A 23974-nucleotide genomic window follows, 5' to 3' on the forward strand; every position below is an offset into this window, starting at 1 on the left:
GAATTTCTGAGAAGCTGATAGTTTTTGAACACGAGCTTGGTTTGACCGCATGATAGGCCAAGGCAACATATATACAGTTCGCATGCGCAGAAAGCGGCAAACGAAATGACGGGCAACTCTATGTTTATGGAAAGCGTTGCAATTAATGACAGCCAACATCGGCAGATCATGGAACTGGAAAAGTCGTGCCGAGACTACGAGGATCTCGATTTCAAACTTGAGCTGGATTTCAAGACGAGCAAGGCGGGAAGAAAACAGGCCGACCGTTCCGGCATGAATGAGTTCTTCTGCTATGACCGTGGACTGCTGGTCGGGTACTTGGGCGTGTGCTCGTTCGACAGCGCGGTCTGGGAGGTCAACGGCATGGTACGCCCGGGCTACAGGAATCAAGGAATCTTCACCGAACTCTTTCGGCGGATGCAAGGCGAATTCAATGCGAGAAGCCCGCAGGAACTGCTGCTGCTGCTGCTTAGCGACAGGAAATCGTCGTCTGGTTTGCGATTCGTCGAGAGTCTGCACGCGAACTATCATCATGCCGAATATGACATGGTACTGAATGCGGCGGATTTCAAACAGCGAGAAGGATATGCAAAGCATAGGGGAGATTCATTGAGTCCACTGCGGCCCCCAAATGCATTGGGCATCCAGGAAACGGATGCCCAACAGCATACGTTCGCCGGCACAATAGACGGCGAGATCATTGGCAGCGTTCGTTTGGAGCTGCTGCCTGACAAGGGCGGCGTCTACGCCCTGGAAGTACTACCAGGGTATCGCGGACGTGGCTATGGTCGCGAACTGCTCAACTGGTCGATAGCTACATTGATTTCGATGGGCGCCAAAACGGTGATCCTGCAAGTCGACACAGACAATGACCGTGCGCTGAATCTGTACACATCGTGCGGGTTCAAAGAAGAATCTGCGATGCTGTATTACGTTTTGGCGAAAGACCACTGATCAATCCCGGTTTCACACGCCTAGGCCAGCATATGCAAGTCAGGCCATGGCGATTTTGACCCGCGGAATTCCGCCGACGAAAAACCTTGGCCCGACTTGGGTATAAGGCACTGTGTGCATGAGACACTGTGCCTAGGCTGCGTTCACCAGGCGTATGCCTCAGGCGCGGAGCCACCGGGGCCTGGGAAGATAGCGTCGAGGCGTGCAAGCACATCGTCGGACAGTTCGATCTCGACGGCGTGCAAGGCATCGTTGAGCTGGTCAATGGTACGCGGACCGATGATCGGCGCGGTGATGGCAGGATCGTGCAGCAGCCAAGCCAACGCGACGTTCGACTCGCTCTCGCCCAGCTCCTTGCACAGTGCGGCATAATCTTCGAGCTGCTTGCGCTGGGCGGGGGAGAGCTTCCGGGCGCTCTCAGCACGCCGACCAGCGCTCGCGTCAAGCGCATGCGGCGCCAGCAGCCCGCTTTCAAGCGGGCTCCACACGATGACGCCCATGCCGAGATCCTGCGCGGCCGGCAGCAGTTCCAGCTCAGGCAGGCGCTGCATGAGATTGTACAGATGCTGCTCACTGACCAGACCCAGGAAATGGCGTTTTTCCGCGGCGGCGCTGGCATAGGCAAGGTGCCGGGCGCCGAAATTGCTTGAGCCGGCGTATACGGCCTTGCCCTGCGCAATGACATTTTCGTAGGCTCCGAAGATCTCGTCCCAATTGATGCGATGATCGATATGGTGCATCTGGTACAGCTCGACGTGATCGGTCTGCAAACGGCGCAGCGACGCATCGATGCTGCGGTAGAGCTTGTATGCGGAAACGCCGGACTGATCGTTCGGCCCATCGATCTCGTTGTCCATCGTGCCGTAGAACTTGGTCGCCAACACGACTTTCTCGCGGCGGCTCGAGCCCTGCGCGAACCAGCGGCCGACGATTTCCTCTGTCGCTCCGCGATATGGCCCTTTGCCGCCGCCATGGCCGTAGACGTTCGCCGTGTCGAAGAAAGTGATTCCCGCATCCAAGGCGCGGTCCATGATCGCGAAGGATTCCTTCTCGCCGGTCCGGGTACCGAAGTTCATTGTGCCAAGAACCAGTCGGCTCACCTTCATGCCGGTTCTGCCCAGATTCGTGTATTTCATACGCTGCTCCTTGATGTCTGCGCCGGCATGCCTTGCCGCGAGATGTTGATGGGTAAACGTCGCATCGCTGGATTCTGCTGTCTGGATACCGACGCCGCTGCGCCGGCATTGCCGTGGCATCGCAACTCCAAACCCTTATCAATCAGCGTAATGCGCGCTGCCGGATGTGCTGCGAACGTCTTCGCTCGAAGCATAAAACTGCTTGTGCCTGCTGCACGTCCACAGGCTGCGGGGGCCCGAATGATGCGGCTGCGCAGGATCCGGGCACGAACCCGCCAAACTGGCGAACCATTTTTCTCTCCCTGTGCGCCGGATGGACGCGTCTTAGCTTGAACGTTCAGACCGGTTTACGGCAGTTTGCTTCGGCATGCTGCCGGCAGACGCCGGTCGGATAACGCAGAAGCATTGACCGTACAGAAGCAAGGAAGTGCCATCAAGGGGCTCACCGCGTCCAGCACCACCGTTAGCCTTTATCGCCACTGCCAGAAACCGCGGCAGGTTAGGCGTCGCAGCAGGCCCATCTTCGCTGGCTTCCTCAGCCAAACCGACGTATGAAGGCCTCAAGGATCTGATCATCGTCACCGAACTGTTTTTCAGCGTCTTCGTCATCGGCGCAGACTCGTTCATCATCTCGCCGAAGTGCAGCGTCTCATGCATCGATCGGCACACGATAATCGATTTCCGATTCCGCGACGATCCCCAGCGGGTAATACCCGCCATGTTCCATGCACACGGACCCAGCCTCCTTTTCCCCCAGTCTGCAGGCACGCATCAACCCGTATATCAGCCAGCGCGCTGCGCCTTCGTTATTGACGTGTCTCTCATCGCCTGTTCGTTATGCCGGTCCGCGATGGCGCCCTGTGCGATATCCCTGCACATCTTCGTAGCCTCTTGCCGCCACACTGTGTCTGCATCGCATCGCTGAGCGGGGAAACATCATCGGCGTTCACCGGCAGGTCGCCAATATACCTATGTCTGTTGCCAACGGAAGATATGTCTGTTGGCAACAGACTGGATGATGTCTTCAACGTCTGCATTTTCTAATCCGCTCTGCATTACAGTCTTGGCTTAGCAAGGAGGCATAAGGCTATGACGACTGAACACAGACAGGCACTGATCGATTATCTCATGAACCATCGTGGGTTCGTATCGGGAGAGCAGCTTTCCGCCGTGCTGGGTGTCTCCACCAAAACCATCACTCGCAATGTCAAGCAGATCAACGCCCAGCATCCGAACGCGCCAATTATCGAATCGCAAAGGGGCCGCGGCTATCGTATAGACCGCCAGCATTATCTTGTGACAGCTAATGGCGACAGCAATGCCGAAAGGCTTGTGGATCCGAATCGGATGACGTCGATGGGCAGGCGCGACGCCGTCCTGCGCCAGCTGCTGGTTGCATCGCCGCACAGCTATCGCATTGATGCCGTGTGGGGCAAGTTCTATGTCAGTGATTCGACCATCTCATCCGATATCAAGATCCTGCGCAGCGTGCTGCAGCAGTACCATCTCATCCTGAACCGCAGTTATGACCAGATCTGGATCGAGGGTTCCGAAGCGGATGTGCGTCGGTCCATCAACGATTTGCTCATTACCGACAGCGGCATACTCGACGAGGACTTTGGACATACGGATCAGCGTATGCAGCGCAGGGACAGTGCATTCGTCACGCACCAGCTCGATCTGATCGAAGAATTGACCCATGCCAAAATCCCTTATCCCTACAATGTGAATCTGTTTTCGCACCTGTACATTCTGATCGAGCGGTACCGCGGCGCAGGAGCATTGATCGATACCAGTTCAGGCGATGATGCGCAATTGGTGAGCATGCAACAGCAGGGGCTGGCGAAAGTCTGTGAGTGCGTGATCAGGAACCTTGACGATTACCTCGATACGACCCTGCCCGGCGTCGAAGTCGCGAATCTGTACCAATACCTGACCTCATCGCGTATCGACAGCGGGCGCATCACCGTCAGCGAAATACCTGAGCAAGTCCGCGCTGTCACGGACTTCCTGATCGACAGAGTCAGCGAGGATCCGAGCTACCACGACATCGGCAGCAACGATCTCTTCGCAAGCCTCGCCAACCATATCAAGCCTCTGCTCAATCGACTGGAAAATCACATCAGCGTGAAGAACAACCTCCTCGAACAGATCAAGCTTGAATACCCGCATCTTTTCGATGTCGTGCGCGAGGCATCGGCGCAGCTAGTGCAACGCTACCGCCTCAACTCCATCGATGATGAGGAAAATGGCTTCATCACCGTCTATTTCGCCCAGGCGTTGGAGAACATGCATGCCCCAATCAACATCCTTCTGGTATGCACGACCGGCTTGGGTACGGCGCAACTGCTGAAGGCCAAAATAGAACGACGCTTCTCCGAACTCAACATCGTAGAAACAGTTGCCGTCCGCGATCTGAAGGACTCGCTCGCCAGCCATGACGAGGTCGATCTTGTGATTTCCACAGTCGGGCTGCCTTCGAGCGTGCATATTGCGACATTGGTAGTCAGCGCAATGTTCACTGGCGAGGATCAAGAGCAATTGGAACACGAGGTCGATCGCATTCGCAAGGGGATGAGCCGATGAAATCGCTGATTGCGTGGGAGCCGCAATGGTGTGCGCACGACGCTGACTCGCTGGTCGAATCCATGGCGCAATACCTGGAGAGCCGCGGGCTCATCAATGACGGCAAGCGCGTCGCCGCCGCTCTGCGGCAGCGGGAGAGCTTTGGCAACACGTTGATCGCCGACAACCTCGCAGTCCCGCATGCGCAGAGTGATGCCGCTGACGAAGCCATCATGCTGTTCGTCAAACTGCGTGAGGCATTGTCCGGCTGGCAGGGCGTTGCAACAGTTGACAGGTTGATTGTCACGCTGCTCCCGGAACGGCCTAGCGAGCACGACGCGGCCGTGCTGAAAAATTTTTTCCAGCGACTTGCCGATGAGAGGATAACGCAGACATTCTCGGTAGGCGAATGCGACGAAGTGCGGGAAACCCTGCTGCAGTTGCTTCCGGACTGTGCCGCAGGCCGGAAGCGCAGAAGATCTCCAACGACCCAATAGATTCCACGCTCAACATCCAACTCTGTAGCACATTCACTCCGTACATTCCATCAACAACAAGGAGAACAACCATGAGCGAACCATCGCTGAGCACTGTCCTGGACCGCAACACGATCGTCACCGATCTTGCGGCGCGCAGCAAGGACGATGTCATCGCCGCCTTGACACAGCTGCTGCTCAAGCAGGGCTATATCGAATCGCAGGAGGCATTCATCGCAGCCGTCCATGAGCGTGAGCAGGAGGGTGCCACCGGGATAGGCGGCCACGTTGCCATTCCCCACGGCAGAAGCGACACGGTGCGCAAAAACGGGATGGCCATCGCGATTCTCCGGAACGAAATCCCTTGGGAGTCCCTCGACGAGACCGGCGCGAAAGCCGTGGTGCTGTTCACCGTCGGCTCGAATGACGATGGGGCGCAGGAGCATCTCAAGCTGTTGTCGATGTTCGCACGCAAATTGGCCAAATCCCAAGTTGTTGAAGCGCTGCTTCACGCTCGAAGCGCCGATGACGTCATTGGAGCATTCGCCGACTGAAAACCCGCTGTCGCGCCGCAAACTGCTGTTGCGCCGAACGTCGCACTGCTAGCGAAGCGGCAGATCAGCGCCACATCCCTACCCACGTATAACCACACTAACCAAAGGAGAAACACCATGAAAATCGTCGGAGTGAGCGCATGCACCATCGGCATAGCACACACCTATCTAGCGCAGCAGAAAGTCGAGGATGCGGCCAAAGCCGCTGGCGACGACGTCAAGATCGAGACCCAGGGAACCATCGGCATCGAGAATGCCTTGACGCCCGAAGACATCGCCGAAGCCGACATCGTGTTGCTTGCGGTCGACGTCAAGATCGCGAACGAGGAGCGCTTCAACGGCAAGAAAGTCGTCAAGGTATCCACCGACACGGCGATCAAATCGCCGAACAAGCTCGTGGCCAAGCTTCACGAGATCGTCGGCAAATAACACCACTACCATCACCATCACAAGACAAGGACGTCATTATGACTATGAAAGAATTCTGGAAAAAAGCTAATTTCAAAGGACACCTGCTGACCGCCATATCCTATCTGATACCGATTGTGTGCGGCGCTGGTTTCCTCATCGCCATCGGCATGGCTTTCGGCGGGAAATCCCAAGACTCGCTGGTCATGGGGAAGTTCGACTTCTTCCAGGCGCTGGCGACGCTTGGCGGCAAGGCGCTGGGGCTGCTTCCGGTCATCATCGCGACTGGCATTGCATTTTCCATTGCGGGAAAACCTGGCATCGCTCCCGGTTTCGTGACCGGTCTGGCCTCAGTCGCCATCAGCGCAGGATTCATCGGAGGGCTCGTCGGTGGCTATATCGCCGGTTGGCTCGCCTTCGCCGTGCTGCGCTACTTCAAGGTGCCGAGCTGGGCGAAAGGACTGATGCCGACATTGATCGTGCCTTTCATCGCCTCGTTTGCAAGCGGATTGATCATGGTTTACGTCATCGGCACACCCATCTCCTGGTTCACGAACTGGCTTACGAATCTGCTTGCCAGCATGAACGGCGTGTCCAACCTCATTCTCGGCGCTGTGATCGGAACTCTCAGCATCGTCGATTTCGGCGGCCCGATCAACAAGACCGTCTTCGCCTTCGCGTTGACTTTGCAGGCCCAAGGCATCAACGGCCCGGTCACGGCGCTGCAGCTGACCAACACCGCCACGCCCATCGGCTTTGGTTTCGCATTCCTCGTCGCCAAGCTGATCCGCAAGAACATCTACACGCATGAGGAAATCGAAACCCTCAAATCCACTGTTCCCATGGGCGTGGTCAACATCGTCGAAGGCTCCATCCCTATCGTGCTCAACGATTTGATCCGTGGCGTCGTAGCTGCAGGCTTGGGCGGCATGGTCGAGGGCGCGATTTTGATGAGTCTGGCCCACGGCGAGGGCGCGACCGTGCCATTCGGCGGATTCCTGATGCTGCCGACGATGGGCTCGAATTGGTGGGTCGGCCTCCTCGCCATTGCGGCGAACGTGCTGGTCACCGGCATCGTGTACGCCCTGATCAAAAAGGATCTCGGATCACAGCCGTCGGTTGCAAAAACAGCCGTCTCGGATGAGGCCGACATCGCGCTGGATGACATCCAGGTTATGTAAAAGACTGCGAATTTCAAGAATCGAGTAAGATAATGCCTCAACAAATACAGCTTTCCCCCTCGTTGATGACGATGGACCTTGACCAATTCAAGGAGCAGATCGGTTTCCTGAACGACAAGGTAAATTCATATCATGTCGACATCATGGACGGTCATTTCGTTCCCAATCTCACATTGTCGCCGTGGTTCATCGAGCAGGTCAAGAAAATATCCGATGTGCCGCTCTCTGCTCATATGATGGTCACCGACGCCCCATTCTGGGTCTCTCGGCTTATCGAAGTGCGCTGCGACGCGATTTGCTTTCCTTCGGAAGTGGCGAACGGGGTCGCTTTCAGCATGATCGACGACATCCACGCCGCCGGACTTCAGGCCGGAGCCGTGCTCAACCCCGAGACCTCGATCGAGACGGTGCTGCCATATATCGATCTACTCGACAAGATCACTATCATGACCATCGACCCGGGCTTCGCCGGACGGCGTTTCCTCGAAGGAACGCTCGGCAAGATCGTCAGGCTCAGACAGCTGCGCGAAGAGCATGGATACGGATATGCAATCGAAATGGACGGTTCCACGAATCTTAAGCACTGGAAGATGATTTCGGATGCCAGGCCGGATATCTATGTCATTGGCCGCAGCGGTTTGTTCGGGCTGACCAACAGCATCGAAGACTCTTGGAACCAGATGACGCGCGAATATGAGCAGTCCACCGGGTTCCCGTTCGACAACGGCATATACCGAGCCGAATACTCGGGGGCGGCTTCGCGCGTGGCTTGAGAACTGAGCCGTTGTACAGTGCCGAGAGACAAGGTAGTTCTGCTGATCGTACCAAGCATTTTCGCCTCTTGGCACATCTAGGGGTACCTCTTCCCCTCCTTGGTATTGCTCGATAACGAATGTTTCGCGCTCGCCTGCGCAGTCCGCATATGGATTGCGCAGGCGGGCGTCTTTGGTTGCAGCGCCGCGCATAGAAGATTCGGCGGAATGCATGCCAAAGTGAACTTTGGCTTACGCGGGGGTGATATCTCTCCGACTTCCTGCGCGTTCGCCGTACGCCGGGGCCACACTGGAATCGCCAACCTGCCGATGATGCTCCTTGCGGGCGCATCGGCGTATCCGATATGAGGAATGGATGTGGAATGAGAACGGCAACACAACGACACCGAACACAGCGCGATAGAGCGTTCAGAGCTATAACGGGCGCTGCGGCGCTGGCGATGCTCCTGAGCGGCGGGGCAGTAGCCCAGGCGGCGCAGCCTGCGACGGCATACCCGGCTAGCAAGCCGGATATCACCGCTCTGCTGGGCGAATTCAATAATTGGTGGACACCGAAGAAAGTCGTCAACAATACGGCCAATGGCGATGCGTTCCGAGGCAGCGTGACAGATGCTGGGCGCTCCGTGCTTGGATATAGCGATGACACGGTCGTCGCTATCAACAATCATGCAGCCAAGGACACCACGAAAGTGGATGGCACCTACACGCAGGCGCAGCGTGCCGCATTCGATGCGAGTGACAGCCCGGCCAACGCGATTACCTCGTATTCGACTGCGTTGGGCGACACCATCGGCAAATACCTGCGCGAAGGCCTGAGCGACGGCTCGCTGCCCAAAACGAACGCGCTCGTATTCGATGCCTCCAGCCCGGTGGCAACGTCCGGCTTCGTCGGCACCGGCAGTGCCAAGAAGGACTTCAACTATCCGCGTCCATATTTCACCAAGGCGGATCAGGGCATGGACCGCACCATCGGCGGCGACACCGATCTCAACGGACTCAAGCCCGAGCTGGACATCATTCATATTCCGATGTTTTCGCAGGACGGAGAAGAATTCGGCGAGGACTACACGGATTATCAGGAGCCTTCGCAGGCCTTCCCCTCCGGCCATACCACGAAGGCCTACAACCGCGGCATCGCGCTATCCACGCTGCTGCCTGAACTCGGGCCGGAGATCATGGCCCGCGCTTCCGAAGCGGGCAATAACCGCGTCGTGCTCGGCGTGCACTATCCAATGGATGTGATGGGCGGGCGCATCGCCGCCACGGCCGGTTCGAGCGCATTGTGGTCCGATGCCGGGTTCCGCACGAATGAGCTGCTGCCGGCGCACAATGAACTCGAGAATTACATCGCTGCCCGCTGCAAGGCTGATGGCAACGGCTCCACGGTCGAGGAATGCGTCACCAAGCTCGGCGCGAACGCCGACAAGGGTTACGTCAACACCTTCACCGACGTGGTTTCAACCAAGCCGGTGACCGATCGCTCCAGCGCCATCGAGGCTTACACGTCTCGCATGACCTACGGGTTCGCGCAGACCTCCGCAGCCGGTCAGGCGCCGAAGGTCCCTGCAGGAGCCGAGGATCTGCTGCTCACTGCATTCCCGGATCTGAACGCCGCGCAGCGCAAGCAGGTGCTCGAGGCCTCCGAGATTGATTCCGGCTACCCGCTGGACGCCTCCTCGCAGGGCTTCGAACGCCTCAATCTCGCTAAGGCCTACAGCGCCGATGTGACGCTGAGCGCCGACGGCAAGACGATTCTCGCCATCAACTTCGGCAACGCCGCGCCCAAGGTCACCAAAGTCAGCAGCACTGATGCCATCACGAATCTGCTCAAGGATTTCAACCGCTACTTCGTTGCCGGCGTGGGCGTCACCGACGAGGGCAAGGGCGTGCTGAGCCACGACGACAAGCTCACCGAGTCCATCAATCAAGCGGCATTCGGCGCGGACGGCAAGACCGCCCAGGACAAGCGCGCACTGTCCGACGCGCAGATGAATTCCACCAACACGCTGTACGACGCGCTCGGTCCGGTGCTGGGAACCTACTTCAAGCAGGCTGCGGACTCCGGCAAGCTGCCCAAAACCGAGCAGTACCTCGAGGACATGAACAAATCCGCTTCCACCGGTAAAGCCAAGGCCTGGTATCAGCATCCTCGCCCTTACGTGGATCGTGTGAACTACAACGGTACCACGCTGGATATGAACGGCACCGCACAGACGCTGAACATCAAGAAGGTCCCCGGATACGAGAACTTCGACTGGGGCGACGGCGAGCCGCTCGACAACGAATACGACGGGCTGTACAACTCCGGCTCCTTCCCCTCCGGCCACACCACCTTCGCATTCACGCAAGGCACCGGTCTGGCGAGCATCCTGCCTGAATTGGGCCCGCAGATCATGACACGCGTCTCCGAGGCAGGCAACAACCGCATCGTGCTCGGCGTGCACTACCCGCTCGATATCCTCGGCGGGCACATCGCAGGCCAGTACGGCGTGGCGAACGCACTGAATGACGACTCCATGCGCAAGGAGAATGCGGCTGCCCGCACCGAACTGGTCAACTACCTGACCGCTCAGTGCAAGGCCGACGGCCACGGCGACACCCTGCAATCCTGCATCGACGCCACCGGCGCCAACGACGCGAATGGCTACGCCAACGCATTCACCGACGAGGTCTCGACCAAGCCGGTCACCGATCTGAAGTCCGCATTGGCCGCATATCAGGCTCGCATGTCTTACGGGTTCGACAAGACGGGCACCGCCGGGCAGGCTCCGGTCGTGCCTGATGCCGCTGTCAACCTGCTGGACAACGTCGAGGCCTTCAAGGCTTTGAGCGCCAACCAGAAGAAGCAGGTGATCGCCGCGACGGAGGGCGAATCCGGCTATCCGCTGGACGCCACGAGCGAAGGCTGGGCACGTGTGAACCTCACTGCTGCATACAGCGCCAAAGTGACGCTGAGTGCCGATGGCAAGAATGTGGTCAAGGTCGAGCCAGGGCAGAAAGTCGCTTCGGTGGTCCGTGAGAAGACACCGGTGCAGCCTGGCGGCAACGGCAACAATAACAACCAGCCGACCAAGCCCGGCAAGAACGGTGCCGGTGCAAACGGCAGCGGCACGCCTCAGGCTGCCAATGGGGAACTGGCTTCCACCGGTGCCAGTGTTTCTGCGGCTGTCGTAGCGGTCGCAGTGCTTGCCCTGATGGGATCTGCTGCCATGATCGCGTCGCGCCGGCGCCAAGACTGAGACGCCTGAATCTTTGGTTTCCGGGTTGCGATTCCGCTGTCCCATGTGGCAACAACTGATATAAGGTCAGGCATCGTCACGTCCGGCAGCGGAATCACCCGGTATGCATGCTTGTTGTGCCTAGGCTCAACAAGCATGTTCTGCCGCAACCGAGATGAATGGTTTTCTGGTCTGTTAATGCTTGGCTGATGACTCAGCCTTTGGCTTCGCTCTTCGCAGCCTTAGCGGCTGCTCAGTCTCGCCTACGGGCAGCCCACTGGGCTGCCCGCTTAACGCCTCGACGTGATGAATGTTGAATGGTTTTCTGGTCTGTTAATGCTGGCTGATAGCTCAGCCTTTGGCTTCGCTCTTCGCAGCCTTAGCGGCTGCTCAGTCTCGCCTACGAGCAGCCCACTGGGCTGCCCGCTTAACGCCTCGACTCGCCGGATGACTTGACTCGGTTGCAGTGCAACGGTTTAATATATGCGGCTGCACAACGGAAGGCAGGAACCGCAAGGCTCACGCTTGATGAGGTGCTTGCGTTGATACACTAGGATATTTGGGTGCGGCATGCGCGGACATAGCTTAGTTGGTAAAGCGCGACCTTGCCAAGGTCGAGAGCGCGGGTTCGAGTCCCGTTGTCCGCTCTATATCTTTGGAAGTCATTGGCGAATAAAAATGTCTGTTCCGGAACGAGAACCGACTCCTTCGTTCCAGAGCAGACAATTAGAGCGCAACCGCGTCGCGCGATTAAAACGTGTGGCGCAGTGCGCGAATCACGCCGAATCGCGAATCAGCGCTCGAAGTCCACGTCCTTGCTTTCCTTGAACGTCAGCAGGGCGACTAGTGCCAGCACGGACATGGTGCCCATGTACCAGCCGAGCGCCCAGATGCCATAGCTGGTCACAAGCCATGTGGCGATGGTCGGAGCGAACGCGCCACCGAGGATGGCTGCGAGGTTGTAGGAGAAGCCTGCGCCGGAGTAGCGCACTTTCATGGGGAACATCTCAGGCAGGTAGGCGCCGCAGGGGCCGAACAGGCTGCCCATGACCACGAAGCCGAGGCAAAGGAACACCAGCGCGCCGGCGAAATTGCGTTGGCCGGAGAGCAGCGCCGGGCTGAGCAGGCTGAAAACTAGAGCAGCCGCAGTCACGACAAGCAGCACGCGCTTACGGCCGAACTTGTCAGCCTGCAGGCAGCTGACGACGATGAACGTAGCGAAGAACAGCGTGGAGACCACCTGCATAAGCAGGTATTCCGTCTGTGTGAATCCAAGGCCTTTGACTCCGTATGACAAGGACCAGGTGCCGAGGATGTAGAAGAGGGTGTAGGTAACGCCCATGGCGAACATGCCCAGCACGACTTGCCTCCAGTAGTGGCGCAGTTCGAACAGGGGATGGCGGGCGGTGCGCTGCTCGGCCGTGGCCTTGCGATAGACCGGGGTCTCCTGCATGCGGGCGCGCACATACAGCCCGACGACCACCAGCAGGGAGGACAGCAGGAACGGCATCCGCCAGCCCCACTGCTGCATCTGGTCCGCGCTGAGCACGGAGGTCAGGATCAGATTCAGGCCGTAAGCGAACAGGAAGCCGATCGGCGCCCCGAGATTCGGGAAGGAACCGTAGAGGGCGCGTTTGTTCTTCGGTGCGTTCTCGGTGGCCACCAGCGCGGCGCCGGACCATTCACCGGCGAGCCCTAGGCCTTGGCATACGCGGCACAGGCACAGCAGGATCACCGACCATATGCCGATCTGGGCGTACCCGGGCAGCACGCCGACCAGGAAGGTCGAGACGCCCATGACCAGCAGGGCCACGACCAGCGTCTTCTTGCGGCCGAGTTTGTCGCCGAAGTGCCCGAAGAGCAGGGAGCCGAAAGGGCGCGCCAGGAATGAGATGGCGAAGGTCAGCAGCGATTGCAGGGTGCCGACCACCGGGTCGGACTTGGGGAAAAATACGGCGGAGAAGTAGCTCGCCGCGGCGATACTGTAGCAGTAGTTGTCGTAGAACTCGATGGCCGTGCCGACCATCGACGCCCCGATGATCTCGCCTACCGAATCGTGCTTCAGCGCGACTGCGGAATTTGCGGATAATGCTGTATCTGTCATGTGACGATCCTTTGTTCTGATATAGCTGGTTTGGATGTGGCTGCGTTGGAGGGATCCGCCGGATTCTCAGCAGTCATGCGGACATGTGGAAAACCGCGGATGTCAGAGGCGTCGCTGCGTTGGATGTGCATATGCACGCGCCAGAATTGGCAGCGAGGCGAAGAGAAGCAGTGTGCGCAAGACTCGGCTGGGAAGGGTAACGTCGCGCTCACCATGGCACGGGCGCGTATAACACATACACGCAGCTTGGGCCATGTGCATCACCTGCAGAGATGCAGATGCATCGGCACGCAGATGCCAATGGCCAGATGCAGCAGCGGTCGCCATAAGTAAGGCAAGGCCCTTGCCCATGCCCGCATAGCAACGAAAGTACCTAGCGCAACTTCATATGCGCATTGCCAGGAATGAAAATATGTGGTTTGGTGATCAGCGCGTCGTGAAGGACGCGATGATAATTCGACGCGCGATTCCAACCATGCGGATGGCTTCGTGCTGCCGATTGTCAACGTGCCTCATGCCGTGACCTCTTTCCACAGATAAGCATCTTCAGATGCCCGGGAGCCAAATGATGTGCTCCGTTAGCCGACATTATGTGACGTGTCGAAGACATCGCCTTCGCGCGCGCCGTAATCCGCGTGTCGCGATTGTGCATCGGGCGGCCCTGCGGCCCCAATCCACTCGTTGTCCCGTTGCGCACATAATGTGTGATTCTGTTGACTCACAGTCCAGGCCTGCCCCTTAGTAACGCGGGCCCCGATAGCAAAGGACCTCCCATGTCGGATCAGTTCATCTCCATCACACTCAATGGCGAAGTGAAGGAGGTGAAGTCAGACGATACGGGTGTCCAGCTTTTTGCAGACGACAAGAACATCATCGCCGTGCGCCTCAACGGCCAGCCCCGCGACCTGTATACGCCGCTGAACGACGGCGACAGCGTGGAGCCGATCGCGCTGGACAGCCCCGACGGGCTTGCGATCATGCGTCATTCGGCGACCCATGTCATGGCCCAGGCCGTGCAGGAGATTCGCCCCGACGCGAAGCTCGGCATCGGCCCGGTGATCGAGAACGGCTTCTACTACGACTTCGATGTGGACGAGCCGTTCACGCCCGAGGATCTCAAGGATATCGAGAAGCGCATGCAGCGCATCGTCAAGCAGTCGCAGTCCTTCCGCCGCCGTGTGGTGAGCGAAGAGGAGGCGCGTGCGGAAGAGCGGGAACAGCCATACAAATTGCAACTTATCGGCAAGAAAGAGGCCGAGATCGACGAGGAGGCATCCACCGAGGTTTCCATCGGTGAGCTGAGCATGTACGACAACGTCGATCGCGAGGGCAACACGGTCTGGAAGGATCTGTGCCGTGGGCCCCATCTGCCCAACACGCGCTACATCAAGGCCTTCAAGCTCGAACGCACGGCGGCTGCCTACTGGCTTGGCGACGAGCACAACAAGATGCTGCAGCGCATCTACGGCACCGCGTGGGCGACCAAGGAAGATCTCAAGACGTATGCCGGCCGTATGGAGGAAGCCGCCAGACGCGACCACCGCAAGCTCGGCCAGGAAATGGATCTGTTCTCCTTCCCGGAGGAGATCGGGCCGGGCCTCGCCGTCTTCCACCCCAAGGGCGCCGCGGTCATCAATGCCATGGAGGACTATTCGCGCGAGCAGCATCGCAAACACCACTACAGCTTCGTACAGACCCCGCATATCACCAAGGGCGGCCTGTACGAGACCTCGGGCCATTTGCAGTGGTACAAGGACGGCATGTTCCCTCCGATGCGCCTGGACGAGGAACGGGACAAGGACGGCAATATCACCAGGCAGGGCGTCGATTACTACCTGAAGCCTATGAACTGCCCGATGCACAACCTGATCTTCAAATCGCGCCAGCGTTCGTACCGTGAGTTGCCGTTGCGTTTGTTCGAGTTCGGCACAGTGTACCGCTACGAGAAATCCGGCGTGGTGCACGGCCTGACCCGTGTGCGCGGATTGACGCAGGATGATTCGCATATCTACTGCACGCGAGAGCAGATGAAGGGCGAGCTGGCAAGCCTGCTGACCTTCGTGCTGAAGCTGCTCAAGGATTTCGGCCTCAACGACTTCTATCTCGAGCTTTCCACGAAGGATCCCAACAAATTCGTGGGATCGGACGAAGTGTGGGAAGAGGCTACGAGCACTTTGGCCGAAGTCGCCACGGATTCCGGGCTCGAACTCGTCGACGACCCGGGTGGAGCGGCCTTCTATGGACCGAAGATCTCGGTGCAGGCTCGTGACGCGATCGGCCGCACATGGCAGGTCTCCACCATTCAGCTCGACTTCAATCTGCCTGAACGGTTCGGGCTTGAATACATTGCCGCCGACGGCTCGCATCGGCGCCCGGTGATGATCCACCGCGCCCTGTTCGGCTCCATCGAACGTTTCTTCGCCATTCTGCTTGAGCATTATGCGGGCGCCTTCCCCGTCTGGCTCGCCCCGGTGCAAGTGACCGGCATTCCGGTGGCCGACGAATTCACGCCGCATCTCGAGACGTTCATCCAGGATCTGGAAGACAACCTCGTGCGCTGCGAGCTCGACCGCTCCGACGACCGCTTCGGCAAGAAGATCCGCAACGCCTCCAAGTCGAAGGTACCGTTCACGCTGATCGCCGGTGGCGAGGACGTGTCGAAGAACGCCGTGAGCTTCCGGTTCCGCGACGGCAGCCAGCTCAACGGCGTGCCGCTGGAGCAGGCGAAGGCGTCGATTCTCGAGGTCATCAGCACCCGGGTCCAGGTCAACTCCGCCGATGACTTCATGGCGGTTATTTCTCCGGCTACTTCCGTGACAACTTCCGCGCCGATCGACTGAGACGGATCCAACACGATATGTTCGAAAAACTACGTGGACCTTTTAAGAAGGTCTTAGCCCCGATAGCGCGCGGACTGGTGCGCCTCGGCCTCACCGCTGACATGGTCACGGTGATCGGCGCCGTCGGCACGATCATCGCAGCCGTCATCACCGGCGTCACCGGCTGGATGGTGCCTGGCACATTAGTGTTGGCCGTGCTGGTCGTCTTCGACTCGCTCGATGGGTCGGTGGCGGCCATCACTACCGGCGGCACGGAATTCGGCGCCTTTCTGGACTCAACGCTCGACCGCATCGCCGACTGGGCGGTGCTCGTTGCCGTCATGCTCTTCTTCGAACTGCATAGCGACTGGTGGTATGACGCCGCATCGGAGACGTCCCCGGACTACGTGCGTTATATCGGCATCGGCTGCGCGCTCTACGCCGTCATGACCTCCTTCGTGACCTCATACGCCCGAGCCCGCGCCGAATCGGTGGGTTACGAAGCCAAGAACGGCATCGCCACACGATCCGACCGGCTGGTTATCATCCTGGTGGGGATGTTCCTGACCGGGCTGTTCCGCAATGGCCTATGGTTGATGGGCTTCATCGTGCTGCTCGCAGTGCTTGGCACGATCACGGTCTTCCAGCGCATCCATGAAGTGCGCAGGCAGATGACCAGGCAGGAGCCGGCCCAGCCCATCGTGTCCGAGCCGCGTGTCGAGGCGCAATAGGCGGGAAGGGGGCTCCTCCATATGCTCGATCGCATGCTCATAGCCGTCGCCAAGCACGCGCGATCCATTCCTGAGCCATTGCTGCGCGGGCTTTTCTCGTGTGCTGCCGACGTGTGCTGGCTGTTCGGCATCGGGGGAGTGCGCCAGCTGGAGCGCAATCTGCGTCATGTACTGGGTGCGGGGCAAACGATCACGGAACAGGCGGAAATCAAACAGTCGGCTACAGTCCATGCTCCGCGTCGCCGCCTGCGTCGGCTTTCGCGACGTGGCATGCGCTCGTATTTCGCCTATTTCTCAGAGGCCATGACTGTGGGAGCGCGCAGCGAAGACCAACTTCGCGCCCGGGTGCGCGGCGACGGGCCAGGGCTCAGGAGCTTGGCGGCGTATGTGCATGATTCCACCGGTTCGGCGCCGCTGGCCATCGGGCATCAGGGCAACTGGGATTACGCCGGGTTCTGGGCGCATCAGGACTTAGCCCCTGTCACGACGGTGGCCGAGAAACTCAACAACCAGGAGCTGCTCGACACCTTCGTCAGCATCCGCGAACTGCTTGGCATCACCGTAGTGCTGACCGGCCAGAAAGGCCTCACCGCGCAACTTGAAAAGGCGCTGGAAAAACCGAATGTCGTCGTCCCGCTGCTCGCCGACCGTGATCTGAGTCGCCATGGCGAATTCGTCTCGGCCTTCGGGTCCACGATTCGTGTCGCACGCGGGCCGGCGACTCTGGCCTTGGATACCGAGCTGCCGCTGTACGTCGCCAATGTGTTCCGCGAGCGGCTGCATGGCGGGCGCCGCCGTCAGGCCAAATCGCGCTACGGGTATGTGTGCCGCATCGAAGGGCCGCTGGATATCGACCGGTATCGTTCGCTGCCGCGTGAACAGGCGATTCGCGCCATCAGCCAGGCATGGGTCGATGTATGGTCGGCGCAGATCGCGCAGCGCCCCGAGGACTGGCACATGCTCCAGCCGATCTTCCTCGAGGATCTCGATCTGGCCCGGCTTGCCGATGTGCCGCAGGATATTGTGGCCGCAATGGCGCGGGACAATGCAAACGCCAACAATAGGAGGCGTTGAGGCCAGGCAACGCCGAACGCTGCGCAGGCGGCACTGGCATCGGGCAACGCGGCGATATGACAAAAACCGAGGGCCGTGCCACAATGCCAGTTATGCCTCATATGCCGCAACCGCCTGAAACGCCGATGGCCGCAAACGCCGCAGAAGCTGACGATCCATTGCACGGGCGCAAGCTGAACATCGGCATTATCTCGCCATATTCTTTCGAAACCCCCGGCGGCGTGCAGTTCCATATCCGTGATTTCGCGAAAGAGCTTACGGCCCGCGGCCATCACGTCGAAGTGCTGGCTCCCGGCAGACGCACCAAGGATATGCCGCTGTGGGTGCATGCGAACGGCAGCTCGTTCTCGATCCATTACAACGGATCCGTGGCCCGGCTGAGCTACTTCGGCGTCGTCGGATTACAGGCCCGCCGCTGGGTCGAACAGGGCCAATTCGACATTCTTCATTTGCACGAGCCCGAAACTCCATCCTTGAGCCATAAGCCGCTCACGATGAAACATCATCCGCCGATGATAGCGACCTTCCACGCGGCCTTCACCACGTACCCGCGTGCGCTGCTGCTCTTTGAACCCTATCTGCGCCGCTATCTCGACCCACTGTCCGATGCGATCTGCGTGAGCGAGGCCGCGCTGGACACCGCCGCGCACTACCTGCCGGAGCATATCGACGCCCATATCATCCCCAATGGCATCAGCACGGCCTTTTTCGCTCACGCCGAGCCCGCTCCGCGCTGGCTGGGCACTGCGGAGCGGCCTACGATCGGCTTCCTTGGCCGCATGGGCGACGAGCGAAAAGGCTTCATCGTCTTTGCCCAGGCTGCGCAGCGTATCCTAGGCACCTATCCACACGCACGTTTCCTGTGCGTAGGCGATGGCGAAGGCAGTGGCAGGCGAATCCTGAACAGAACCGACCCTAGTGGAGCGCTCGCCGAACACTGCGAATTCCTCGGGCGCATCAGCGACGAAGACAAGGCTCGATTCTATCGTTCGCTCAGCGTCTATATCGCCCCGCAGACGGGCGGCGAAAGCTTCGGCATTGTGCTGGCCGAGGCGATGGCCGCAGCCTGCCCGGTCGTGGCGTCAGACCTTGACGCCTTCCGTGCGGTAGCCGACAACGGCGCGGCCGCAGCCCTGTTCGAAAACGGCGACGGACGGGATTGCGCGCGCGCCGTGTGCGGGGTGCTTGCGGATTCCTCGCTGCGCGAACGGCTGTGCGCAGAGGGTTCGCAGCGCTCGCAACTATACGACTGGTCGGGCGTCACTGGCCGCGTTTTGGAGATCTATGCCCGGGCTTTGTCGTGAAATTGCATTAGAATCACTATGTTTAACGTATTCGCATAGCTGCTGAGGAGTATTATGTCAGGGCATTCCAAATGGGCGACGACCAAGCACAAGAAAGCGGCCATTGACGCCAAGCGCGGCAAGCTGTTCGCCAAGCTGATCAAGAACATCGAAATCGCGGCCCGCATGGGCGGCGGTGATCCCGACGGCAACCCCACGCTCTATGATGCCATCGTCAAGGCCAAGAAGAACTCCATGCCGGCCGACAACATCAAGCGCGCCGTCAAGCGCGGCTCCGGCGAGGAGGCCGGCGCTGCCAACTACGAGGACATCGTGTATGAAGGCTACGCGCCCGCAGGCGTGGGCCTGATCATCGAATGCCTGACAGACAACCGCAACCGTGCCGCCGCCGAGGTGCGTTCGACGCTGACCAAGGCAAACGGCTCTTTGGCCACTTCTGGTTCGGTGAGCTTCAATTTTGAGCGCAAGGGCCAGATCGTCGTTCCTGTCGACGGCATCGACTTTGACAAGCTTTTTGAACTGGCTGCGGAGGCTGGCGCCGAAGACGTGAGCGACGAGGGCGAAGTGTACACGGTCATCACCGATCCTGGCGACATGATAACCGTGCGCAAGGCACTGCAGGATGCGGGGGTCGACTACGATTCCGCCGATCTGATCATGAGTCCCAAGAGCGAGATCGAGTTGGACGTGGACGATGCGCGCAAGGTATCGCATTTGGTCGACAACCTCGATGATCTTGACGATGTGCAGAACATCTACAGCAACTGGACCGCCTCGGACGAGGTGATGGCCGAACTCGACGAGGAAGAGTGACGCCCTCGTGATCATCCTAGGCGTCGATCCCGGGCTTACCCGCTGCGGTGTCGGCGTGATCGGAGCCGGCGCATCCCGCCGGCTTTCCTTTATCCATGTGGATGTCGTGCGCTCCGATCCGCATACATCGCAGGATCTGCGGCTGCTGACCATCTACAACGGCTTGCGCGCCAAAATCGAGCGTTTCGCGCCCGATACCGTGTCCATCGAACGCGTGTTCGCCCAAGAGAACCGCAACACCGTGCTCGGCACCGCCCAGGCAGCTGGCATGGCGATGCTCGCCGCGGCGCAACTGGGCATCCCGGTCGCGCTGCATACGCCGACCGAGGTCAAGCTGGCGATCACCGGCAACGGGCGCGCCGAGAAGATCCAGATCGAGCGCATGGTGGCGCATATCCTGAACCTCAATACGATGCCCAAGCCAGCCGATGCGGCCGATGCCCTGGCGCAGGCCATCACCCATGCGTTGCGCCCGGCCGGCGCGCTCGAAGGCGGCGAACGCGAGCAGCATCTGACTACGGCGCAGCGGCAGTGGGCCGAGGCGTCGCAAGAGGCGCAGCGGCGGCACAGCGTCGACCGCGGCATGTAGAATTCGAACAGATGTTCGAATATGCTGTGCGGTATGCGCAGCGCACGTTGTGTGCCGATTTCTCCGGCCGCTGTATATGCTGCCGGCAGGTCAGGCTGACCGCGGTGTGCTCCGATTGCGTTGTGCCCTAGCGGCTGTGTTAACTGTTCTGAGCGATAGAGGGGACTGACATGATAGGAATGCTGGTCGGCCAGGTCGAGGCCGTCGATGCCGCCGCGGTGCTGATCATGGCTTCGGGCGTTGGCTTCGAGATCCGCATGCCGGCGGCTGAGCTCGCCGCGCTGCACGCCGGGCAGGAGGTGAAGGTCTACACTTCGCTCAATGTCTCGCAGGATGCCATCACGCTGTTCGGCTTCCTCTCCCAGGCCGCGAAACGCATGTTCCTGCAATTGCAGAAGGTCAGCGGCATAGGGCCGAGGGTGGCGCTGTCATTGTTGTCTACGCTGCCCCCTGAACGATTGGCCCGTGCGGTGGCCGACGGCGACGCGGCAGCGCTGGCCAAGGCGCCGGGGCTGGGCCGCAAGGGCGCGCAGAAGATCATCTTGGAGCTCAAAGGGTCGATTGATCTCGATCAGATCGAGGTGGGGGCATCAGCGAGTCTGCCGCATGCCGATACCGGGACGATGCAGGTGATCGAAGGACTGATTTCATTGGGGTGGCGGGCGCAGGACGCCGAACTGGCGGTTCATTCGGCGTGTGAGGATAACGGCATCGTCACGCCGATTGCCGCGAAGGACGTGCCGCGTGTGCTCAAACTGGCCTTGGCGTCCTTGGACAGGGGAAGATGAGCGAGAGAACGATGGCACATGCAACAGCACGCAATACGATAGGCGATATGACTTCCACGAATAGTCCTGCGAACAACACCGGGCAGAACAATGACGGCGCCAGCGAGGAGTCGCTGCGCATGGTTTCCTCGCAGCCGGTGGGCAATGAGCCGATCAGCGACGAGGAGCTGCGCCCGCAGGTTTTGGATGGCTTCATCGGCCAGCCTCGCTTGAAGGCCCAGTTGCAGCTGTTCCTCGATGCCGCGCGCAAACGTGAAGTGCCACCCGACCACATTCTGATGGCCGGCCCTCCGGGATTGGGCAAGACCACGCTGGCAATGATCACTGCGAACGAACTAGGCGTGCCGATTCGCGTGACGTCCGGCCCGGCGATTCAGCACGCCGGCGATCTTGCTTCGATCCTGAGTTCTCTGGATGCGGGCGAAGTCCTGTTCATCGACGAGATTCATCGCCTGCCGCGTGCCGCCGAGGAACTGCTCTACATCGCGATGGAGGATTTCCGCGTCGATGTGATGGTAGGCAAAGGCCCCGGCGCTTCTTCAATTCCGCTGACGCTGCCGCGGTTCACCGTCATCGGCGCAACCACGCGCGAAGGCATGCTGCCTTCCCCGCTGCGTGCGCGCTTCGGTTTCACGGCTCATCTGGATTTCTATCCACGTGAAGAGCTGGAAAAGCTCATCGAACGGTCGTCGTCGGTGCTGGGCGTGTCGCTGGCGGACGGCGCCGCGCAAGAGCTCTCCCTGCGCTCGCGAGGCACGCCGCGCATCGCCAACCGACTGTTGCGCCGGGTGCGCGACTGGGCGACGGTGCATGATCTCGATGTCGTGCGTCCGGATGCGGTGCATGAGGCGCTTGCGCTCTACCAAATCGATTCGGAAGGTTTGGATCGTCTGGATCTCGCCGTGCTGCACGCCGTCGTGAAAAATTTCAACGGCGGGCCAGTGGGATTGAATAATCTCGCGGCCATGGTCGGTGAGGAGGCTGAAACCGTGGAGACAGTATGCGAGCCGTACTTGGTGCGAGAGGGTTTCCTCATCCGCACGCCCAAGGGCCGGGTCGCCACGCCGAAGGCGTGGGAGCATCTCGGGCTTACGCCGAGCGATGATGTCAGCAAGCTATTCTAAAATCTGTTGTTCGGACAATCAACCTTGTACTGGGTGCGGGTGCGCCCGTCACGTTAGGAGCCACTCACCATGCCTGATATGAATCTGCTCATCACCGTCCTCATCATCGTCGTATTCGGCGTGCTGATGTGGCGGCAAACCAAAAAAACCAAGGCGCAGCAGGCCGCGGTCCAAGATTTCCGTTCCAATCTGGAACCCGGCACCGAAGTCATCACCATCGGCGGCGTGATCGGCAAAGTCGTATCGGTGGATGCGAAATACGAGGAGATCGTGATCGACTCCGAGGGCAGCCTCATGCGCTTCAAATCCTCCGCCATCAACAAGACCTACACCCGTCCGGCCTTCATCGACGACGATGAAGTGGACGAGAACGGCAATCCGCTTCCGCAGGAAGACGGCGCTGACGACCAGGTCGCATACGGCGAAATCACCGATGCCGGGGCTGGCGATGGGGCAAACGACGTCACGGCTTCCGAAGAGGATAGCATTCCGGCTGAGTACGCCCAAGGCGCCGAGCCGAGCAGCAACGAATCGGCGCCGACCGTCAAGTAGCAGCCAAACCGCAGGAGGCGGGCAACGGCGTCAGCAGGATGAACATCAACCCAGGTAAGGCAGCAGACTTTCCATGTCATCAGTGAGACCACAAGCAGCGACAGCACAGGAATCAGCAGGCAAGGCGTCAGACATCTCCGTCGCGCAGCTCGATTGCGTCGGAGACGAGGACGCCAAGTACTTTGTTTCGCTCATTCGCACCATACCGGGGTTTCCCAAGAAAGGCATTCTCTTCCGGGATTTCATGCCACTGTTGGCCGATGCGCGCGGACTCGCCATTCTCATCAGGGCGCTGCGACTGTCGCTGCCGGTGCCAGCGGATGATTTCGACAGCATCGCGGGACTTGAGGCGCGCGGATTCCTCTTTGGGCCGGCCTTGGCGGCTGCATTGGGCAAAGGCTTCATCGCGCTGCGTAAAACCGGCAAGTTGCCTCCGGAAACGCTCAGCGAGCAATACACGCTCGAATATGGGCAGGAAAGCGTCGAGATTGAAGACAACGCGATCTCATCCGGCGAACGGGTGCTCGTCGTCGACGATCTGATCGCCACCGGCGGCAGCGCCAATGCCGCGTCGCATCTCATTGAAAAAAGCGGCGGCAACGTCGCCGGATTCAGCTTCGTCATGGAGCTTGAAGGCCTTGGTGGCCGTTCGGCACTGGGCGATTACCCCATATCCACGTTGGTCACCATGCCAGCCTAGGCGGTTTGCCGGGCAACGGTCCTGCAACAATGTGGCGTAGTCGAACGGTGCCGTTCGTTTCCGCCGCAGCTGGCCGCAATTGTTGAATCCCTGTCATAGAACGAAAGGTTT

The 23974-nt window shown here is 59.6% G+C and carries 21 protein-coding genes and 1 tRNA gene; 19 read left to right on the plus strand and 3 right to left on the minus strand.

Annotated features, from left to right (window positions below):
• Nucleotides 1-168 precede the first annotated feature (168 nt).
• A complete protein-coding gene (locus LKG04_RS01145; RefSeq protein ID WP_291758766.1) occupies nt 169-954 on the plus strand; it encodes a GNAT family N-acetyltransferase in 786 nt (261 codons plus the stop codon).
• Between the two features lie 143 nt (nt 955-1097).
• Here LKG04_RS01145 and LKG04_RS01150 read toward each other — a convergent pair whose 3' ends face one another.
• Nucleotides 1098-2090: an aldo/keto reductase gene (locus LKG04_RS01150; RefSeq protein ID WP_291758769.1), complete on the minus strand. Its 993-nt coding sequence runs from the start codon at nt 2088-2090 to the stop codon at nt 1098-1100.
• Nucleotides 2091-2414: 324 nt separating this feature from the next.
• Nucleotides 2415-2810 carry a hypothetical protein gene (locus LKG04_RS01155; protein ID WP_291763161.1) on the minus strand — a complete coding sequence of 132 codons (396 nt, stop codon included), beginning with the start codon at nt 2808-2810 and terminating at the stop codon, nt 2415-2417.
• A 369-nt stretch (nt 2811-3179) separates the two neighbouring features.
• Here LKG04_RS01155 and LKG04_RS01160 point away from each other — a divergent pair, with 369 nt between their 5' ends.
• The 8 genes from LKG04_RS01160 to LKG04_RS01195 all read left to right on the plus strand — a co-directional run bounded on the left by LKG04_RS01160 (nt 3180) and on the right by LKG04_RS01195 (nt 11912).
• The gene (locus tag LKG04_RS01160; protein WP_291758771.1) at nt 3180-4676 is read left to right on the plus strand and encodes a BglG family transcription antiterminator; all 1497 of its coding nucleotides are present in this window, start codon (nt 3180-3182) and stop codon (nt 4674-4676) included.
• The gene (locus LKG04_RS01165; protein WP_291758775.1) at nt 4673-5152 is read left to right on the plus strand and encodes a PTS sugar transporter subunit IIA; all 480 of its coding nucleotides are present in this window, start codon (nt 4673-4675) and stop codon (nt 5150-5152) included. Before LKG04_RS01160 ends, LKG04_RS01165 begins: the two co-directional genes overlap by 4 nt.
• A gap of 71 nt (nt 5153-5223) precedes the next feature.
• Nucleotides 5224-5685: a PTS sugar transporter subunit IIA gene (locus LKG04_RS01170; RefSeq protein ID WP_291758777.1), complete on the plus strand. Its 462-nt coding sequence runs from the start codon at nt 5224-5226 to the stop codon at nt 5683-5685.
• Nucleotides 5686-5802: 117 nt separating this feature from the next.
• Nucleotides 5803-6114 (plus strand): PTS fructose transporter subunit IIB, encoded by a 312-nt coding sequence (locus LKG04_RS01175; protein WP_291758778.1) that lies wholly within the window; start codon nt 5803-5805, stop codon nt 6112-6114.
• Nucleotides 6115-6152: 38 nt separating this feature from the next.
• On the plus strand, nt 6153-7274 hold the full coding sequence (locus LKG04_RS01180) for a PTS fructose transporter subunit IIC (RefSeq protein WP_291758780.1): 1122 nt from the start codon (nt 6153-6155) through the stop codon (nt 7272-7274).
• 32 nt (nt 7275-7306) lie between these two features.
• A complete protein-coding gene (gene alsE / locus LKG04_RS01185) occupies nt 7307-8047 on the plus strand; it encodes a D-allulose 6-phosphate 3-epimerase (RefSeq protein WP_291758783.1) in 741 nt (246 codons plus the stop codon).
• Between the two features lie 362 nt (nt 8048-8409).
• Nucleotides 8410-11286, plus strand: a complete 2877-nt coding sequence (locus LKG04_RS01190; RefSeq protein WP_291763163.1) for a phosphatase PAP2 family protein — start codon at nt 8410-8412, stop codon at nt 11284-11286.
• A gap of 553 nt (nt 11287-11839) precedes the next feature.
• Nucleotides 11840-11912: transfer RNA gene (locus tag LKG04_RS01195), tRNA-Gly, on the plus strand.
• Between the two features lie 146 nt (nt 11913-12058).
• Here LKG04_RS01195 and LKG04_RS01200 read toward each other — a convergent pair.
• Complete coding sequence (locus LKG04_RS01200) at nt 12059-13369, minus strand: MFS transporter (protein ID WP_291758789.1); 1311 nt, start codon at nt 13367-13369, stop codon at nt 12059-12061.
• A 773-nt stretch (nt 13370-14142) separates the two neighbouring features.
• Between LKG04_RS01200 and thrS the strand changes: the two genes are divergently transcribed.
• From thrS to LKG04_RS01250, 10 genes are all read left to right on the plus strand, one after another.
• Nucleotides 14143-16209: a threonine--tRNA ligase gene (gene thrS, locus LKG04_RS01205; protein ID WP_291758792.1), complete on the plus strand. Its 2067-nt coding sequence runs from the start codon at nt 14143-14145 to the stop codon at nt 16207-16209.
• A 17-nt stretch (nt 16210-16226) separates the two neighbouring features.
• Complete coding sequence (gene pgsA / locus LKG04_RS01210; protein ID WP_291758794.1) at nt 16227-16919, plus strand: phosphatidylinositol phosphate synthase; 693 nt, start codon at nt 16227-16229, stop codon at nt 16917-16919.
• A gap of 21 nt (nt 16920-16940) precedes the next feature.
• Nucleotides 16941-17993 carry a phosphatidylinositol mannoside acyltransferase gene (locus LKG04_RS01215; protein WP_291758797.1) on the plus strand — a complete coding sequence of 351 codons (1053 nt, stop codon included), beginning with the start codon at nt 16941-16943 and terminating at the stop codon, nt 17991-17993.
• 125 nt (nt 17994-18118) lie between these two features.
• The gene (locus LKG04_RS01220) at nt 18119-19297 is read left to right on the plus strand and encodes a glycosyltransferase family 4 protein (RefSeq protein ID WP_291759317.1); all 1179 of its coding nucleotides are present in this window, start codon (nt 18119-18121) and stop codon (nt 19295-19297) included.
• Between the two features lie 54 nt (nt 19298-19351).
• Nucleotides 19352-20110, plus strand: coding sequence for a YebC/PmpR family DNA-binding transcriptional regulator (locus LKG04_RS01225; protein ID WP_291758799.1), 759 nt, complete (start codon nt 19352-19354; stop codon nt 20108-20110).
• A 7-nt stretch (nt 20111-20117) separates the two neighbouring features.
• Nucleotides 20118-20699, plus strand: a complete 582-nt coding sequence (ruvC, locus tag LKG04_RS01230; RefSeq protein WP_291758801.1) for a crossover junction endodeoxyribonuclease RuvC — start codon at nt 20118-20120, stop codon at nt 20697-20699.
• Between the two features lie 170 nt (nt 20700-20869).
• Nucleotides 20870-21487 carry a Holliday junction branch migration protein RuvA gene (ruvA, locus tag LKG04_RS01235; protein WP_291758803.1) on the plus strand — a complete coding sequence of 206 codons (618 nt, stop codon included), beginning with the start codon at nt 20870-20872 and terminating at the stop codon, nt 21485-21487.
• 47 nt (nt 21488-21534) lie between these two features.
• Entirely contained in the window at nt 21535-22611 is a 1077-nt protein-coding gene (ruvB, locus tag LKG04_RS01240) for a Holliday junction branch migration DNA helicase RuvB (RefSeq protein WP_291758806.1), read from the plus strand.
• A 69-nt stretch (nt 22612-22680) separates the two neighbouring features.
• The gene (locus tag LKG04_RS01245) at nt 22681-23163 is read left to right on the plus strand and encodes a preprotein translocase subunit YajC (RefSeq protein ID WP_434734823.1); all 483 of its coding nucleotides are present in this window, start codon (nt 22681-22683) and stop codon (nt 23161-23163) included.
• A 73-nt stretch (nt 23164-23236) separates the two neighbouring features.
• Nucleotides 23237-23863 carry an adenine phosphoribosyltransferase gene (locus LKG04_RS01250; RefSeq protein WP_291758807.1) on the plus strand — a complete coding sequence of 209 codons (627 nt, stop codon included), beginning with the start codon at nt 23237-23239 and terminating at the stop codon, nt 23861-23863.
• Nucleotides 23864-23974 lie beyond the last annotated feature (111 nt).

This window comes from Bifidobacterium sp. (assembly GCF_022640935.1).
GTDB lineage: Bacteria > Actinomycetota > Actinomycetes > Actinomycetales > Bifidobacteriaceae > Bifidobacterium.

Coding starts and splice junctions, on each gene's coding strand:
- alsE (WP_291758783.1), top strand. CDS start 7,307: ATGCCTCAACAAATACAGCTTTCCCCCTCGTTGATGACGATGGACCTT.
- LKG04_RS01165 (WP_291758775.1), top strand. CDS start 4,673: ATGAAATCGCTGATTGCGTGGGAGCCGCAATGGTGTGCGCACGACGCT.
- LKG04_RS01200 (WP_291758789.1), bottom strand. CDS start 13,369: ATGACAGATACAGCATTATCCGCAAATTCCGCAGTCGCGCTGAAGCAC.
- LKG04_RS01190 (WP_291763163.1), top strand. CDS start 8,410: ATGAGAACGGCAACACAACGACACCGAACACAGCGCGATAGAGCGTTC.
- LKG04_RS01155 (WP_291763161.1), bottom strand. CDS start 2,810: ATGGCGGGTATTACCCGCTGGGGATCGTCGCGGAATCGGAAATCGATT.
- ruvA (WP_291758803.1), top strand. CDS start 20,870: ATGATAGGAATGCTGGTCGGCCAGGTCGAGGCCGTCGATGCCGCCGCG.
- LKG04_RS01250 (WP_291758807.1), top strand. CDS start 23,237: ATGTCATCAGTGAGACCACAAGCAGCGACAGCACAGGAATCAGCAGGC.
- LKG04_RS01180 (WP_291758780.1), top strand. CDS start 6,153: ATGACTATGAAAGAATTCTGGAAAAAAGCTAATTTCAAAGGACACCTG.
- LKG04_RS01220 (WP_291759317.1), top strand. CDS start 18,119: ATGGCCGCAAACGCCGCAGAAGCTGACGATCCATTGCACGGGCGCAAG.
- thrS (WP_291758792.1), top strand. CDS start 14,143: ATGTCGGATCAGTTCATCTCCATCACACTCAATGGCGAAGTGAAGGAG.
- LKG04_RS01175 (WP_291758778.1), top strand. CDS start 5,803: ATGAAAATCGTCGGAGTGAGCGCATGCACCATCGGCATAGCACACACC.
- LKG04_RS01145 (WP_291758766.1), top strand. CDS start 169: ATGGAACTGGAAAAGTCGTGCCGAGACTACGAGGATCTCGATTTCAAA.
- LKG04_RS01215 (WP_291758797.1), top strand. CDS start 16,941: ATGCTCGATCGCATGCTCATAGCCGTCGCCAAGCACGCGCGATCCATT.
- LKG04_RS01160 (WP_291758771.1), top strand. CDS start 3,180: ATGACGACTGAACACAGACAGGCACTGATCGATTATCTCATGAACCAT.
- ruvB (WP_291758806.1), top strand. CDS start 21,535: ATGACTTCCACGAATAGTCCTGCGAACAACACCGGGCAGAACAATGAC.
- pgsA (WP_291758794.1), top strand. CDS start 16,227: ATGTTCGAAAAACTACGTGGACCTTTTAAGAAGGTCTTAGCCCCGATA.
- LKG04_RS01245 (WP_434734823.1), top strand. CDS start 22,681: ATGCCTGATATGAATCTGCTCATCACCGTCCTCATCATCGTCGTATTC.
- LKG04_RS01225 (WP_291758799.1), top strand. CDS start 19,352: ATGTCAGGGCATTCCAAATGGGCGACGACCAAGCACAAGAAAGCGGCC.
- LKG04_RS01150 (WP_291758769.1), bottom strand. CDS start 2,090: ATGAAATACACGAATCTGGGCAGAACCGGCATGAAGGTGAGCCGACTG.
- LKG04_RS01170 (WP_291758777.1), top strand. CDS start 5,224: ATGAGCGAACCATCGCTGAGCACTGTCCTGGACCGCAACACGATCGTC.